Source organism: Sphingobacterium sp. LRF_L2 (genome assembly GCF_965644235.1).
Lineage (GTDB): Bacteria > Bacteroidota > Bacteroidia > Sphingobacteriales > Sphingobacteriaceae > Sphingobacterium.
The window spans coordinates 118,507-135,176 of the sequence record NZ_CBFFRI010000012.1 but is presented as its reverse complement, the minus strand read 5'-3'; the positions used below and the strand labels follow the sequence as shown (position 1 = coordinate 135,176).

The window sequence follows — 16,670 nt, the reverse complement described above, 5'->3', positions numbered from 1 at the left end:
TCCTGTTGGCGTTCGGGACTGTGCTGTATTATTTTCTTTATTCGATGTTGCATTAAAAGGTAAGAAAAGGACGTAAAGGGTTCACCTTGTTATCCGCTCGTGTAGCTCCTACAGGTGAAATATTTGCCAAGGTCACCGTAAAAACGTTCCGTGTAGTCAGACTCGATGAAGCATTTCCAGTATTATACTCCGTACTCGTCCAATAGCTTTTTTCTATCATTGATGCTCCACCAATAGCAGTTAAACTTGCCTCGATATTTTCCGTATGATTATTCAGGCTATATAATTGGTTTACTGCAGGTGTATACCATTTACCTTGTGCTGCCGGGCCGTTTGTAACCCCTTCCGGTGCATAATCCACAGACTGTAAAATAAAGTTCATGTCCTTGTAACCGTCTTCTGTTCTTTTAGCGGCTACAATCTGAGCATGGGACTGCCCCGCCCAATCGGCTTGAGTACCGCTCAGAATATTATTAGCACTTGATGCGCCTGGTAATTCTGGTATTTTGAATTGATAGATTTTTCCGTTAAGCCCATTGTTAACGTCCTGTAGCGAAGCTACGAAACCATTGATCGCACCACCTTCCTGTCCTGCGTACACAACAATACCTACCGTTTTCTTTGCCGTATTTTGTACGGTTGACCAAGTACCATCCGCATAGTAGTAATCACCGATATTAACAGCCAGTTTATTCTCCAATGCAAGCGTGCTTGTATAGCGTTTTCCAGCTTCTAGCAGCATTCCTGTTTTATCGAATTGATACGTTCCTTTATCCGTTGTAACAACGACAGAAACTGTCTTATCGGTCCAATCTGCCGGAATAACCGCAACGCGTGCCTGAAAAGATTCACCTGCCGCCAGGCTGACGTTCTGGACTGTTGTAATCTGCGCTACACTTTGATTCGTTTCCGCAGCTGTTACTTTCAAACGATCACTGGCATCTGCCGTTGTAATATTCAATGTACCTCCCGTTGGAATACTTGTACCATCTGCACGGAGAATCTTGATTTCTTTAACTTCCTGTGTTTCTGCTCCAGTTGGCAAACTGATTGTAAAGTCGGCGATAGCCATCACATGTTTAAAATCCAAGTTGGTATCTTCCGCACCAGCCTGCACGGCCGTCAATGGATCAGCCACCATCACATCGTAGGTCGCTAAATGTGTGGATTCCTTCCCGTCGATGACCTGTTCGGCTACCGATACCGGAATTTTTGTAGGATCCGTACCTGCCGAAGCGTTGTAGGGATAATACGCATAAAAATTCATATCCCAATCTGCACTCTGACTCAATTCACCTGAAAAAACCGCTGATTTACCGCTGTTGGTAATATCAGCATCTTCCTTAATTGAAAAGGTTGCATTCGCATTTTTCGCTTCGTTGTCCACAACGCTAAACAAGCCGATCTTATCCCCCGTAAGCCAAGTTACCGCCAGCTTATCTTCTCCTTCGCTATATCCCGTCCGGAATGTTGGCCCACCGTTCGTTGCGGTCAACTTAAAATTCACCTTACCTGCGGTATCCTCTTGCGTATTGATTCCCAGATTATCCTTCTGACAGGAAGCAAAAGCTCCCACCAAAAGCAAGGCATAAATCATGTTTTTGTTCTTCATGATACGTTTCATTTTATATTATTACTTTTTTATTTATCTTATTTACCTATAATTAAGCAACTTCCTCTAACAAGATCGTTCAGCTTCGCGACGAACCCGCTGTTATTTTTTAAAGTGCTAAGCCTAGTTTAACTTGGTAATACTGTGTTTTAACCTGATCGACATACCAACCTCTCTGGTAGCTTGGTTGTACAAAAAGGGATTTGTTCGCAAACAATTGCCATTCCCAGCGAAAGTCCGCTTTTATACTGTAATTATCATTCGCCAAGAAGCGGTAGTTTGCCTGTTCCACCTCCGCGTTCAACCTATCAAGTGCGGTATAAAGAGCTATGCTTGTTCCAGACAAGTTCGATAAGGTATTGGAAATATCCATATCCGCGGCAACGGCCTGCGTATATTGTCCACACAGGTTGAAAAACAAGAGGTGCTTACGTATCACGCGGGATACGCCTGCTTGTAATGTATAGTTCAGGTGTTTCCACTCCAGGAAACGCGCGGGATCCCGATAGTCGGTACGGTTACTTTGGTAAGTCCACTGCGGCTTTACATACCATCGTTCTTGATTTCCCCACTCGTACAAACCCTCCACAGCCAGCTGGTGGATATTTTCTTGGTAGTAAGGAATCATACCACGGTTGGAGAGCGGTATAACACCTGTAGAATTTCCCTCATCATAGTTCGCTACCAGAATTTCCGATCCCACCCGATGCCGATAGTCGTAACCTGCTAAAACGGACCATTTCTGTTTATCCTGTATATCCATCCATCCAGCCTGAGTTTTTAAACGATCTTCCTCCATTCTTTGCATCGTATGTAGTGCAGATGCCCCTTCTAAAATCTTATCTAGTTTATCGTACTCATAAGCAATCTTCAATAGTAATCCCTTTCCATAGCGCGGATAAAGGTCAAGCCCTACTTTCGTCGTATTCGCTTCATAGGAATAGCCGGACTCATTCGTCGAAAGGTGCAGAGCAGTGCCGAGGCCCGTCATACTTATTACCGGGGTGGTGTTACGAACGAACGTGTTGGACAATTCCGTTATCGTTTGTGCCTGTTTGTAGAAATTATACCCGGCATGGAGCCCTACTGCATATCGGGGCAACTTATAAGCTCCACCTAGTGTCACTTCAAAATCGCTGATCCGGTTTCTCACCCGCGGGTCTTGCCGTCCATATTCCTGCTCATTTCGTAAGGATCCCGAAATACCCCAGAGGTATTTTTGTAATTCCTTCGCGTATCCTCCGGCAAAAGCATAGGTTTCACCTTTTAAATCTCCAGCACCAAGGGTATCAGTTGTGGTATAGGGATAAATCCGGTCATAGTCCGAGCTCAGGTTCCAATTGATCCCACGACGCGTTCCCGCATCGTAATAGGCACTTCCCCAAGCCCTTGTATTTTCACTTTGCGCCAAAAGCGAGTTTAATGAAAAGCCAAATCCTTCACGTTCGTTCCCCTGCTGCTGTATTAGGGCTTCATCCTGTTTGGAACTGTACAGCTCCACAACCATCTGTGTATACGAAAGATTGGAACTGTAAAAACGAATCGCCGGATTTACTGCACGTTGCAGCTGTAGGTCCAACATAGGTGACAAGCGTTCCTGTGATCGCTCTACCACTGAAAGCTTCGAACTATCTTGCTCCTGTCCCTTAAGAGGGAAAAACAACGCAACAATGGCTATCGTCAACAAACTGCCTAAATATTTCATTGCGTGCTCCTTTCCAAAGGCAGTGTTGCCCTCATTTCAGGATCCAACATATTCTGTGAACGAGAAGAAATTCCCGCAATATGTCCATTCACATAACAACTTACGGGTACGGTAATTTCTTCAGCATTTAACGTATAGTGCATGTTTGCTTTAAAGATTATAGTATAATAATATCCTTTCGGGATGTGTACACCCGACTCCACATCTGTGATCGAATATGTTAACATTTGGTTCCAACGGTTGTAGTCGATCATCGTTAGATTAGCTTCCGAAAAGGAAATAACTGTACCTTCCGGAAGGTTCAATTTACTCGTATCTACATCAAAGGAAAGATGGATTTCCTCGGGATCTGTATATTCAGTTGAGCAGCTGCTGATGCTGACTAGTACCAAGGCTAAAAATGTATACGCTATATAATTCAGTAATCTCACTATCATTGTATTGTCTACTTGAGTTTAAGTTTAAGTTCCATGCCGAAATACGGTGCACCATTTGCATTTTTCACGTAGACACCTGTCTGATCCAGATAGCCTGGATTGTAGTCTGCGAAATTGAGTACAAAAAGCGACAAGCGCAGCCAATCCCCAAAATCCTTGCTGCCGCGGAAATGGCCTTTTATTTGAAACCTATTTTCCAGTACTGTGCCCACAAACTGATCTGGATAATAGAGGAAAGAGAGGTATAAATCTTGCTTATCCGCTTCGGTATACTCGTGTAAGACATTATCAGTCGTTAAGTAGTAAGAAGGATAACCTGGATTATTATCCCATTGGTTGCTCAGGCCTTTCCAATAAGTCTCTGCGGTAAGCGATAACGTAAGCCCAAAACGTTTGATATAGGTATCTGCTGTAAAATTTGTACTTGTCCGCGTACGGTAGAAACCATCGCGCCAATTTGGATACAGTGCTGCATACTTTTGAAAGATCACCACATCACCAACACTGGGATTATTTTGAGAATTCCCCGTAAACCACATTGCTTCACTGTTGAGGTAATCATTTTTAAAGTATGCACCTGTCACTGTAAATCGAGTTGAAATAACAGGATATCTGGGAGTCCTAAAACTAAATTCCAATCCTCTTTTCGTCAGTTTTGTACCATTTGTTTGTCGAGCAGTACTAACGAAAACATTCCTTTCTGTATAGGACATTTCTGACAAGTCAGGCTTGGTTGGATATTGCGGCTGACTAAATGTACCATAGCTTTGATAGTAATAAGATGTCGGTTCGGACGAAAACCGAAACCCATTTGTCAAAATTTCATCAAACCAAGTAATCGAAAAGTGATGATCTTTCCATGTTGCATCTAAACGGAGTTCTTTCTTCTTATTTCTTGCATACATCAGCTCATAGTTTACGCGATCCACCTCATATGTCCGCAGTTGATAATAACTATATTCTGGCTGGCTGTTTGCATGCTGAAACTCAATAAAATCTTGGTAAAGAATATCGGGGTACAGCATAGACATTGTCGGCATTTTCGATAGCCAACCAATCCCTCCAGTAACGGCTAACTGTAACGGACCATCATTCACATCGATATTTGGAAGTTCCCATTGTAGGTTAATACGCGGATCCGTATAGAACTTACCATTTAATTTGTACGTTTGATCCAAATTTAACATAGTCCCACCTCGGAGACCTGCCTGTAAAATAAACGTATTGCCGTATAACTTTGGAAACTCTATCTTTTCTTCCCCATAGTAAGACAAATGGTGCATTGCCGGTGTTGTATCGTATCGATACGGTCTAACAGCGAATCCGTTACTAATAGGTCTTGAAATATCAAAGATCTGTCCTGCACCAAAATTTTTGTCTGTTTTCCACTCTATCCCAACCTGTAAATTATGTAAAATATTATGTGTATTGAATTTAAACGCATTCCGTAATGTTGCATATGCATTTAGAGGACGTCCGTCCACTTCTAAAGACGCTAAATATGTTGCAGGTAACACGATAGCTTCTCCAACACCTGTCCCTTGATAAATGGGAACAATTCCACCTTGCGAACGATTGCTTGGCCAACGTTCTTGATAAATATTATCCACGGAATACCGAAGTCCCACATTAAAATCTACTGCTTCTATAATTTTTTCACGAGGAGACCAAGATAAACGAGAAGAAAAACCCATTGCTTTGTACGTTAACTTATATTTTTCTTGATCAAGCAATTGTTCACGGTCATTCTTCCAATCATCGAACTGTCCAGAGTAATCTAGAGCTACGTTCCATCGAATCTCATTTCCATTGCTGCTGCTCCACCTTTTATCACTTCGTACAGATAGATTATAGCGATCATAAGTATTTAGGGGATCTACCGGATCGCTTTTGCCATCAAGATAATCCACATCGGCATTTAGTATCCAGTTATTTTTTAAGTTAATGCCCTTCGAGATACTGATTAATTTCGAAAATTGGTCCGCCTTGAAACGGGCAGTAAGCGGAACAGCCTTTTGTCGACGCTCAATCTTAATTACCCCACTTGTTAAATCGCCATAACGTACCGATGGAATCCCTCTAATGACCTCTAGGCTTTCAATATTATCAGTTGTTAAACTTCTCATATCTACGCCAAAATTTACATATTCTTTTGTGGTCGTCTCGACATAGAGCTGTCCTGTAGTTTGGCTCACGACTTGATCGGATGCTTGTCTATTTGCATCCATACTCAAAGGAATATCATCGATAACGAACAACGTACCTAAAGATGAAATTGTATAATTTCTCCCACGATTATCAGGGGGATTTGCCTCACGCAAATTCGCTAAATTTGGTAAAGTTAAAGATGGCTCTATAGCCTGTCCACCAGGCAATAAGGACATTAAATCGCTAATACTGGTAGCCTGCATATGATCAATCGCTTCGCGATTAATAATAGAAGAGCTTGTCATTCCTCGTTGTTCCACACCTGTTACGTAAATATCCTCGACAAGTTGACTTGCCCCCAAAAGCTCTACATTAATTTCTTCATTTCCTTGCAACGACACTACTTTAGGGGTATTATAGTATCCGACATAAGAAGCGCCCAGTCGATAGGCGCCACGTGCCACAGCTGCAAATACAAAGGTTCCATCACTTCCCGCGACAGTACGGTAATACCTGCTTGTATCAATTAACGATTGAAGGTAGACGTTTGCATAGCCTAGGCGTAGCTTTCCCATAGGCTCTTCCACTACGCCCACCACACTTGCGTATTGTTTTTGTGCAGCGGAAGCAACCAAGCGTCTGACGATGACATCCTTACCATTGCGCGTAAACCGAAGATTGGTTTGTTTCGTGATATCATCCAATAATTCTTTTACGCTAGCCGATTGCTTCGCCAGCGTAATTTTTTTGTTCAACTCGTCCCCTAGGTCACTGTATACAAAATTCACATCGGCTTGGGTGTTCATCTCTTGAAAGAGTTCTTTGACCAATATTGATTTCGCCGACAACTGTACACTTTGCCCCCATCCCATTATAGGTAAGCACAAGAGCAGTATTAAAAATAGTTGCTTTACCGTACTCAAATCCTCTTTATGATACATTTGTTTATTTAGATTAAATATAAACGTAAGGTCAAAAAAAGAGGAACCCATCTTTTGACGATGGATTCCTCCTTCTTTATTTCTTAATAAAAATTGTTTTGTTGTTTTCCTCAAAGTGTACGCCAGTACTTTCTTCCAATAAGAAAAGAATACGTTTCAACGGCATATCACTAAAATTTCCAGTTACTTGAATTTCTTGTACAGCATCTACATCACCTGCAAAAGTGACATTAAAACGCGATGCTAATAACGGCAATACATCCGTTAAATGACTCTGTTCAAACTGCAAGCTTCCTGTATGCCAATAGCCAATATAGGATACATCCCGATTTTCATACAACTTCAGCGCACCACTTTCTTTCTGATAACTGATTTTATCCCCTGGTTTCATCCGATGTGCACGTCCATGTGGATCAGAAAATTCTACAGCACCTTCTTTCAGTATTACAGCGATCTTTTTATCGTCTAAACGATTCGTTACATCAAATGCTGTTCCTAATACTTTAACCTGTGTACCATCCGTCTGCAACAAGAATGGTTTACTTGTATCCTTTGCGACCTCCAGATAAGCATGTCCATATTCCAAGGAGATCCGTCGTTCATTGCCCGTGAATTGTTTCGGGTAAACCAACTTCGATCCTCCATCCAAATAAACCATTGTGCTATCCGACAGTTGTATACTTCCACGTTGTCCTTTCGGGATTTCCAATGTCATGAGTTCTTCTTGCACAGGAGCCAATAATTGCATTGGTTGATTTAAATAGCGTCCTACCCCAACAAGCAAAAGCAACAAAGGCAAGACAACCCTTGTTCCCCACCACCATATTTTTAATTGCCTAGCTCCTTCCTCGGTAAAACGAAGGAAAGAACGCCAATGTGTAGACAATGGGTTAGATGAACGATATTCTACCAGACGTTCCGTCTGCAGCGTATCATCAAAGAGGTTATCCTCTTTTTCTAGCCACTGTTCCACTTTTTGGCATTCCTCCTCCGAGGCACGACCTTCGGCATATTTCTTTAACAACTGCGGATTTATTCTGTCCATACATAAGGATATAGCAGAACTCTGGCCTTACCCCAGTCAAAAAGTTACATTTTCTTTAAAAAAAAATATAAACAACTGATTTACAAAACAATAATTTCAATTATTTTTATAACTTTAGGTCATCAAAAGAGCTATTATTCCCTCTTTTAAACGTGAAAATTATCCTAATGTGGATGCTTTAGCATGATTCTTGTATTAACTCGAGCTGAAAGTTGACAAGGTCGACGAACAAACACATAAAAAAAACTATATTTGTCAAACTGTAATCTTGATCTTGTGAAAAATTCATCTGTATTCTATTAACCTGCTTAAATCAGTATGTCACTTCAAGAAAATAAATACGGGTTCTAACTTTATGGAGCTATTTAAAAGAACCAAAGGGATACTTATTCATCTTTGGCAGAAAATAGAATGTATTGGCGTCGATAATGACATGCCCTATCTCTTAAATCGTCGCGTAAGAATGGTGAACATGATCTCCCTCTTTTGCTTTGTTATTCCTTTTCTTTATGGGATAGCAAATATACAAGGGGATCATTACCTGTTAACTATTGTAGACTGGACCTTTTCAATCGCGAGTTTGTTCGTATTTCGTTTAAACTATATTCGGCAACATAAATTGGCACAGGTCTATCTCTTGGTAAGTACATCGATTTTTCTAATCTGCGTCAATTTTCTATCCTTTAATATTGCAGAATATTACTTATTATGTGTACTTATTGTCAGCTTGCTTGTTTTTCATCACATCTGGATACAAACAATTGTTACTACAATCTTGGTGACAGCCATACTCGTCCCTAAGTTTTTCTCGAGTTATTTACCAATGGCTCATGTCCTTAATAAGGACAGGCTGCTTGTCAATGTACCTCTGGCGCTTTTTTTTATTTTAATCGTACTGCGTCATTTCAAGCAAATTCAGAAAAATTACCAAGAGGAAATCAAACAGCAACATCTCCGTCTGTCTACGCTAAATAAAGATAAAGAGCAACTTTTTGCTATCATTGCACATGATGTACGCTCGCCACTGGCCACGGCAACGAATATGCTTAAAATGCTTATCAACAATGAGCTTCCTGCGGCTCAACAAACGGAGAAATTAAATTTGGTACAGAAACAATTGGTTTCCTTGACCGACAATGTAGACAATTTACTTTATTGGAGTAGTCAGAATTTAAAAGGGTTAATTAGTCGTCCTGTACACCTTCATCTCCATGAATTACTGTTTGAGCTTCTACAGAGTATGGTACTACAGGCGGAAGTGAAAAATATACGATTTCAATTAGATATCCCCGCTAAATTACGTCTTTTTGCAGATCCCGAACAAGTTCGTATCATCTTGCGAAATATCTTAAACAACGCGATAAAATTCAGCCATGAAGGTGGAGAAATCAGCATATGTGCCCAAAATCAGGGTACTGCAGCAAAGATTTCCATATCGGATAAGGGTGTGGGTATTCCACGGGCAAAATTGAAAGCACTATTTAACAATCTTCAAGATCCATCGTATGGTACGTTCGGTGAACGTGGCAGCGGTCTCGGATTGGTACTCATACATAACCTTCTGGAAGCCAATCGAGGGAAAATACAGGTGAAGAGTGCTGTCAACGTTGGTACAACATTTACTATTGAACTTCCCCTTCGGAAGACAGAAATCGAGGCCGCTCACGCGCTCTTAACCTAATCAAAAAAGCAGGAGACGTGCTTTCGACGCTCCTGCCCTGCTGTTGTTTAGTAATCTATAGTTGTATGGGTTTTCCTTCACGGACCGACTGTAGCGCTGCCACAGCAATTCTAGCTGCCTGCAGACCATCTTCTCCTGCTACAGGAACAGCAACGTCATCCTTACATGCTCGAATAAACGCTTCCATTTCCGTGAGGTAAGATTCGGTATAACGATCCATAAAGAAATTGAGTGGAAGCGAAGCCTGCGCCCCTTCTTCATTAAAATATTGATGGTTATCGGGTGTATTATTGTCCACTTTAGCCATACCTGCTGCACCAAACACTTCCACCCGTTGATCGTAGCCATACACGGCTTTGCGACTGTTATCTATCACAGCCATCGATCCATCTTCAAATTTGAGCGTAACCACCGCAGTATCGATATCACCAGCTTCCTCAATCTCTCCACCAAGTAATGCCGCCGCTTCGGCGTATACCTGAACAACCTCTTTCCCCATCATATAACGCGCCATATCAAAGTCGTGTATCGTCATATCCAGAAACATTCCGCCTGAACTTTTTAAATAAGCCAACGGCGGCGGGCCTGGATCACGGCTCGTGATTTTCACCAATTGCACCTCGCCCATCTTACCTTCTTCAACCAGACTACGAAGTTTCAAAAAATTAGGATCAAACCGCCGATTAAACCCGAGCATTAATTTAATACCCGTTTCTTGAACAACTTGTAAAGTCTGTCGAATCCGATGCAGCGAAAGATCGAGTGGTTTTTCACAGAATACATTCTTGCCGGCCCGCGCACATCTTTCCACAAAATCCGCATGCGTATCCGTCGGTGAGCAGATAATCACGGCGTCAATATCAGGATTATCGATCAATTCGTCGATCTCGACAAAGGGGAGGTCTGTAGGTAGACCATCTCTACGTAGCTCGGCAACCTGTGTTACTTCCGCCTCTGGAAGCCGTTGCATAATATTGTTGTAATGTATTTTTCCTATTCGTCCAAGGCCAATAATACCAATTCGTAATTTCATAATCGCGCTGTTTAGATTCCTAATTCTTGTAAGTATGTTCGGTTATTTTGTGCACAAATTTTCGGTGTTCCCATTCCAGGTAACACATCTTGTTCTACTACTATCCATCCCTGATAATCGTTTTCTTTCAATACAGAAAGTACCTCTCCAAAATCCACGTTGCCTTTTCCTAATTCGCAAAATATGCCCCTACGTACGGATTCAAAATAATCCCACTGCTTTTCTTTCGATTGCTCGCCTAAAGCAGGTTCGTAGTCTTTGAAGTGCACATGCCAAATACGGTCTATATATTTTTTCACGCCTTGTACCGGATCTCCACCTGCAAATGCAAAATGTCCTGTATCGAAGCATAAGCCCAATAGCTGTGGATCCGTTAGACGCAATAAGGTCTCCAACTCCGTTGGTGTCTCCACATAGCCCGCTCCATGGTGATGAAACACGGTACGTAAACCGGTCTGTTCCTTAACAGCTTTCGCTACGGCATTTGCACCGGAGGCAAAAATTTCCCATTGCGCTGCTGTCAGCCCCTGTTCCTGTTTAATGCGTCCCGCCGCATTCGTCCGCTCAGGTACCGTGCCATTTTCATCTGCTAAGACAATAAAAGCATGCGCATATCCTGCATCTTTGAGAAGTTGCGCAACGCGTACAGCACGTGTTACACCAGATTCGAGTGCTTCTGGGCTGGCTAACGCTACTGGTACGAATGCGCCGATAAGATCCAACTTATGAGCATCCACCACCGCGTGCAGCGCGCCAGGTTCGGTGGGCATAAATCCCCAGTCTCCCAATTCCGTTCCTACATAACCTGTATCTCTTATTTCTTGTAATACTTGCAAATGATCCGGAGCTTTCGCTTCCAAATCAAATTCCAATGCTCCCCAGGAGCATGGTGCATTTGCTACTTTTATTTTCTCCATCATCTAGAATTTTCTTGACCATTCTTTTGGCCAGCGTTCGATCACCACTTTTGTTTGCGTAAAAAATTCAATAGCATGGCGTCCCTGCCCGTGTAAGTCACCAAAGAAACTATCATTCCATCCACTGAAAGGGAACTGTGCCATAGGGGCTGCCACGCCAATATTAATACCTATATTACCCGCATTAGCTTCACTCCGGAATTTACGGGCATTGGCTCCACTGCCCGTAAATAAACAGGCCATATTGCCGTAGTTGTTCCGATTGATAAAAGCAATTGCTTCCTCCACATTTTGGAGATTAATCAAACTCATTACCGGACCAAATATTTCTGTCTTTATCAACTTTCCATCCAGCGGAACATCGGAAAGAATGGTCGGTTTTAAGAAGTTGCCATCTTCGAACCCTGTTATAGCAGGGCTACGTCCATCCAGCAACAAAGAAGCACCTTCCGCCACACCACTTGCGATCAATTGTTCAATACGTTGCTTGCTTTCTTTGGAAATGACAGGTCCCATTTCTACATTATCTACTAGGCCATAACCCGTCACCCTTGATCTTGCGGCCTCATAAAGCGCGTCTTTAATTTCTCCTCCCCGATCGCCCACCAACACAATGTTTGAAGCTGCAAGACAACGTTGCCCAGCACAACCATAAACGCTGTCTGTAATAATTCGTGAAGTAGTTTCCAGGTCAGCATCAGGAAGTACTACAACTGGGTTTTTAGCACCTCCCTGTGCCTGTACACGCTTCCCATGCTGTGCTCCCTTGGCATAAACATAACGTGCAATCTGTGTAGACCCTACAAAACTAATAGCCTTCACCAAAGGATGTTCCAATAAAGCATCGACCGTTTCTTTGCCACCATGCACCAAATTCACGACCCCCTCAGGTAAACCAATTTTCTCGATCAATTTCATTACCTTCTCCATCGTAATAGGAACCTTTTCAGATGGTTTCAACACAAAGGTATTTCCACACGCAATCGCATAAGGTAAAAACCAAAACGGAATCATGCCGGGGAAATTAAATGGTGCAATACAGACACATACGCCCAAAGGTTGTCTAATCACAAACTCGTCAATACCACGTGCAATGTTCTCTGAAAACTCGCTCTGCATGAGCAAAGGAGTTGCACAAGCCGTCTCCACATTCTCAATTGCCCGTTGCAATTCGCCAATCGCCTCAGCCTTTGTCTTCCCAGATTCTTTCGTAATCGTCTCCGCCAAATCATCTAAATGTTCTTCCAGTAAAACTTTCAGCCTGTAGAGCGGTTGCACACGCTGCATGACAGGAACCTGTGCCCAAGCGGTAGCAGCGCCTGCCGCAGCCTGCACAGCTTGGTCGACGTCTTTGACCGTTTCCGAACCATAAGGTACGTCGGCAATATGCTCTTGCGTGGCCGGATTCAATACCGCAATCGTTCGCACTTCCCGGCTAACGTGCCAAGTCCCATTAATGTAATTCTTTAATATTTCCATCGTTGTATTCTTTACTTTTCTTTTCAATTCCTAACAAGAAGCTTTCGCTCTATAGCTTATTTTATGCTATTATTTTGGGCTTAAACATTTCCTAGCAGCACATATATGGCAACTGTAATCAACACCAACATCAACGCAAAAGGCTTTGCATAGCGCCAAGCAACCATAGGGATAGGCGCATGCTCTTTTTGGTTTTCATCAGGTGCTGGTCTAGGGTAAAAATGAGATACGACAAACATCACCGCCATATTCAACAAAAACTCGATACCCCATAAATGCACGAAATGAATATTCACTTTAAAAATGAAGGTGCAAAGGACATAAAAAACCAAGCCAACAACCATCGCTGCTTTAGCTCCATGTGCCGATATTTTCGAGAAGAAGAAGCCCCCCAACATGATCGATGCAATAGGGATAAAGAAAATGCCGTTCAGTTCCTGCAACAATTGATACAGTCCATCTGGGGCATTAGCGACGAAAGGTGCCGCTACAATGGATGTAATTGCTAATACGCTAGCTGCCAGACGTCCCATAGTCACCAACTTCCTATCTGTTGCTTTTTTATTAATCAATCTTTTATAAACATCAATGCTGAATATCGTTGATGCACTGTTTAAAACCGCATTGAATGTGCTCAGTACAGCACCGACAACAATAGCAGCGAACAAGCCTAGAAGAGGAACAGGCAAAATCCGTTTTACCAATGCTGGGAATACCATATCCTGATTTTCGTAAAAAGAATCTTGAAAATAATAGAAACCAATAACCCCAGGCAATACAATAATAAAGGGGACTAAAATCTTTAACAGACCTGTATACAGCAACCCCTTTTGAGCTTCTTCAAGATTCTTCGCACCGAAGACCCGTTGAATAATGGTTTGATTCATACACCAGAAATACAGCTGGTTAATCATTAAACCTGTAAATAGTGTGCTAAAAGGAAGCACCGAATCTTCAGATCCAATGACATTAAATTTCTCGGGACTATTTTCAAATACTCGGGACATTCCAGTTAACGGATTTCCATCACCTATATATATCAATGCCAACACCGGTATTAATAATCCTGCTAGCAAAAGACCATAACCATAGACTACATCGGAAACAGCTACAGCTTTGAGCCCGCCTACTACAGCATATGCAGCGCCCAATGTGCCCACCACAAAAACAGTCAACCACAGGCTATTCGCTTTACTTATCCCCAGTAATTCCGAGGTATTAAAAATACTTTCTAGGTTGATTGCCCCGGTGTAAAGTAAGATGGGGAGCAAGGTTACTGCAAAAGACACCAAAAGAAACATAGCTATAAGTGAACGGGTTGCCTTGTCGAAGCGCCGCTCCAGGTATTCGGGTATCGTAACGACCCCCATCCGCAGGTATTTTGGAACAAAATAGACCGCCGCCAAGATTAAGGCCAATGCAGAAGTAACCTCCCAGGCAATAATGATAAATCCATTCTTATAAGCCGATCCATTCATGCCGACCAAATGTTCCGTCGAAATATTAGACATAATCATCGACGCGGCAATGACAGGTCCCGTCAGGCTGCGTCCTCCAAGAAAATAACCATCCTGAGAGGAAAGGTTATCCTTTCGCATCCTGAACCAGGCATAGATTCCAACAAAAACGGTGAAACCGATGAAACTAACAATAGTAATCATAACAAAAACAATTAAAAATGATAACGCTGGTTCTTTTTATTCTCCCGCATCTTTTGATGCGCCTCCTGCACTGCCTGCTGCTGCGAAACTGCCGCAATAGGAACCTCCCACCAAGCATGTCCATATCCAGCCATCTTTCGCTCGGGCGTAGTTTCTACATAGATTACCGTCGTACAATCAGAATCTTTAGCCATTTGCAGGGCCTTTTTAAATGTATCAGGCGAATGAGCCGGCAATACTTGAGCACCAAGACTTCTCGCATTTTCGGCCAAATCGACAGGAAGTAAATCTCCGTCCAATTGTCCAGATTCCACATCACGGGATCGATATTGAGTTCCAAAGCCTTCCAAGCCCAAGGATTTCGAAAGCCCCCCTATACTGGCATAACCGTGGTTATTAATCAAGATAATGGTTAGTTTAATACGCTCTTGAATTGCCGTAATTACATCAGCAGACAACATCAAAAAGCTCGCATCGCCTACCATAACGTAAATCTCGCGCTCTGGACAAGCCATCTTTGCTCCCAATCCACCCGCAATTTCATATCCCATACAAGAGAATCCATACTCCAAGTGGAATCCTTTTGGATCCCGCGTACGCCATAATTTATGTAAATCACCAGGTAAACTACCCGCTGCACACAAGACCACATCTTCCGGTGCAGAAAAATTATTTACCAATCCAATAATTTCGGCCTGCGAAAGACGATCTTCCGCTAACGGTAAAAATGCTTCGGACACCTTCGCATCCCAACTCCTATTAAATGCCGTAATTTTCTCGCGATAGCTATCCGTCACAGAATAGCTTACTAGCTTAGCCTGCAATGCTTCTATTGTGGCCCGCGCATCACCGACGAGAGGTAGGGCAAATTGCTTATACGCATCAAACGCAGTCACATTGATATTGATAAAAGAAACATCAGGATTACGGAATGCCGTATTCGATGCCGTTGTGAAGTCACTGTACCTCGTACCTATACCTATGATTAAATCTGCTTCCGCACTTATGGCATTTGCACCTTCAGTTCCTGTAGCACCCATAGCCCCCAAGGATTGCGGATGATCATAAGGCAAAGCACCTTTGCCGGCAAATGTTTCCGCTACAGGAATTCCTGTAGCTTCGGCAAATCTTTTCAAGGCTTCGGTGGCATCACTATATATAACGCCCCCTCCTGCCACAATAAGCGGTTTCTTCGCCGCACGTATTTTCAAACTGGCACGGTTTAATAATTCATGATCAGGGGTCGGTCTGGCGATATACCACACCTTCTTTTGGAAAAGCTCCGTTGGGAAATCATATGCTTCAGTTTGCACGTCTTGTGGTAAGCAAAGTGTCACAGCTCCCGTATCCGATGGAGAAGTCAACACCCTTAGTGCCTGCGGCAATGAGGCGATCAATTGTTCTGGGCGTGTGATGCGATCCCAGAAACGTGATACCGGACGAAAGCAGTCGTTTACCGAAATATCAGGTGCGGAAAAATATTCCAATTGCTGCAACACAGGATCGACATGCCGTGAAGCGAAAATATCCCCTGGTAATAACAAAACCGGGAGCCTGTTTATAGTGGCGGCCGCCGCACCGGTAAGCATATTTGTTGCGCCAGGTCCAATAGAAGAGGTACATACCAAAGTAGACAGCCTATTTTTCATTTTGCTGTAAGCCGCAGAGGCATGCACCATCGCCTGTTCATTTCGAGCCTGATAATACCGAAAATCAGGATACTCAAACAAGGCCTGTCCCACTCCGCCCACATTACCATGTCCAAAAATGCCAAAACAGCCAGCGAAGAACTTATTGCTATTGCCATCCCGTTCGACGTATTGTTGATCCAGGTATCGAACGATTGCTTGCGCAACGGTAAGCTTAATCGTATTTTTTATCATATAATTAGTATTTTAAGGCGATATGAGATGTCTCATTTTTAGACTTGTTCAGTCTTTTGCAATACAGGACATTTCATTGGTTTGCCTATTCAGTTTATGGTTAGCGAAACAGGTTTGATCTAAAGCCA

The 16,670-nt window shown here is 42.7% G+C and carries 11 protein-coding genes; 1 reads left to right on the top strand and 10 read right to left on the bottom strand.

Annotated elements, in window-relative coordinates; genetic code table 11:
• Positions 1 to 52: 52 nt before the first annotated feature.
• The 5 genes from ACSZOX_RS21075 to ACSZOX_RS21055 all read right to left on the bottom strand — a co-directional run bounded on the left by ACSZOX_RS21075 (position 53) and on the right by ACSZOX_RS21055 (position 7,888).
• Positions 53 to 1,612, bottom strand: a complete 1,560-nt coding sequence (locus ACSZOX_RS21075; RefSeq protein WP_437922188.1) for a fimbrillin family protein — start codon at positions 1,610 to 1,612, stop codon at positions 53 to 55.
• 109 nt (positions 1,613 to 1,721) lie between these two features.
• Entirely contained in the window at positions 1,722 to 3,317 is a 1,596-nt protein-coding gene (locus tag ACSZOX_RS21070; protein ID WP_437922187.1) for a DUF6850 family outer membrane beta-barrel protein, read from the bottom strand.
• The gene (locus tag ACSZOX_RS21065) at positions 3,314 to 3,754 is read right to left on the bottom strand and encodes a hypothetical protein (RefSeq protein ID WP_437922186.1); all 441 of its coding nucleotides are present in this window, start codon (positions 3,752 to 3,754) and stop codon (positions 3,314 to 3,316) included. Before ACSZOX_RS21065 ends, ACSZOX_RS21070 begins: the two co-directional genes overlap by 4 nt.
• Positions 3,755 to 3,762: 8 nt before the next feature.
• Positions 3,763 to 6,843, bottom strand: coding sequence for a TonB-dependent receptor plug domain-containing protein (locus tag ACSZOX_RS21060; RefSeq protein ID WP_437922185.1), 3,081 nt, complete (start codon positions 6,841 to 6,843; stop codon positions 3,763 to 3,765).
• A gap of 76 nt (positions 6,844 to 6,919) precedes the next feature.
• Positions 6,920 to 7,888 (bottom strand): FecR family protein, encoded by a 969-nt coding sequence (locus tag ACSZOX_RS21055; protein ID WP_437922184.1) that lies wholly within the window; start codon positions 7,886 to 7,888, stop codon positions 6,920 to 6,922.
• A gap of 355 nt (positions 7,889 to 8,243) precedes the next feature.
• Here ACSZOX_RS21055 and ACSZOX_RS21050 point away from each other — a divergent pair, with 355 nt between their 5' ends.
• The gene (locus ACSZOX_RS21050) at positions 8,244 to 9,569 is read left to right on the top strand and encodes a sensor histidine kinase (RefSeq protein WP_437922183.1); all 1,326 of its coding nucleotides are present in this window, start codon (positions 8,244 to 8,246) and stop codon (positions 9,567 to 9,569) included.
• A 55-nt stretch (positions 9,570 to 9,624) separates the two neighbouring features.
• Here ACSZOX_RS21050 and iolG read toward each other — a convergent pair whose 3' ends face one another.
• The 5 genes from iolG to iolD all read right to left on the bottom strand — a co-directional run bounded on the left by iolG (position 9,625) and on the right by iolD (position 16,542).
• The gene (gene iolG / locus ACSZOX_RS21045) at positions 9,625 to 10,602 is read right to left on the bottom strand and encodes an inositol 2-dehydrogenase (protein ID WP_437922182.1); all 978 of its coding nucleotides are present in this window, start codon (positions 10,600 to 10,602) and stop codon (positions 9,625 to 9,627) included.
• 11 nt (positions 10,603 to 10,613) lie between these two features.
• Entirely contained in the window at positions 10,614 to 11,522 is a 909-nt protein-coding gene (locus ACSZOX_RS21040; RefSeq protein WP_437922181.1) for a TIM barrel protein, read from the bottom strand.
• Positions 11,523 to 12,998: a CoA-acylating methylmalonate-semialdehyde dehydrogenase gene (locus ACSZOX_RS21035; protein WP_437922180.1), complete on the bottom strand. Its 1,476-nt coding sequence runs from the start codon at positions 12,996 to 12,998 to the stop codon at positions 11,523 to 11,525.
• Positions 12,999 to 13,078: 80 nt separating this feature from the next.
• The gene (locus ACSZOX_RS21030) at positions 13,079 to 14,659 is read right to left on the bottom strand and encodes a solute:sodium symporter family transporter (protein ID WP_437922179.1); all 1,581 of its coding nucleotides are present in this window, start codon (positions 14,657 to 14,659) and stop codon (positions 13,079 to 13,081) included.
• Positions 14,660 to 14,670: 11 nt separating this feature from the next.
• Positions 14,671 to 16,542, bottom strand: coding sequence for a 3D-(3,5/4)-trihydroxycyclohexane-1,2-dione acylhydrolase (decyclizing) (gene iolD, locus ACSZOX_RS21025; protein ID WP_437922178.1), 1,872 nt, complete (start codon positions 16,540 to 16,542; stop codon positions 14,671 to 14,673).
• Between the last annotated feature and the right edge of the window lie 128 nt (positions 16,543 to 16,670).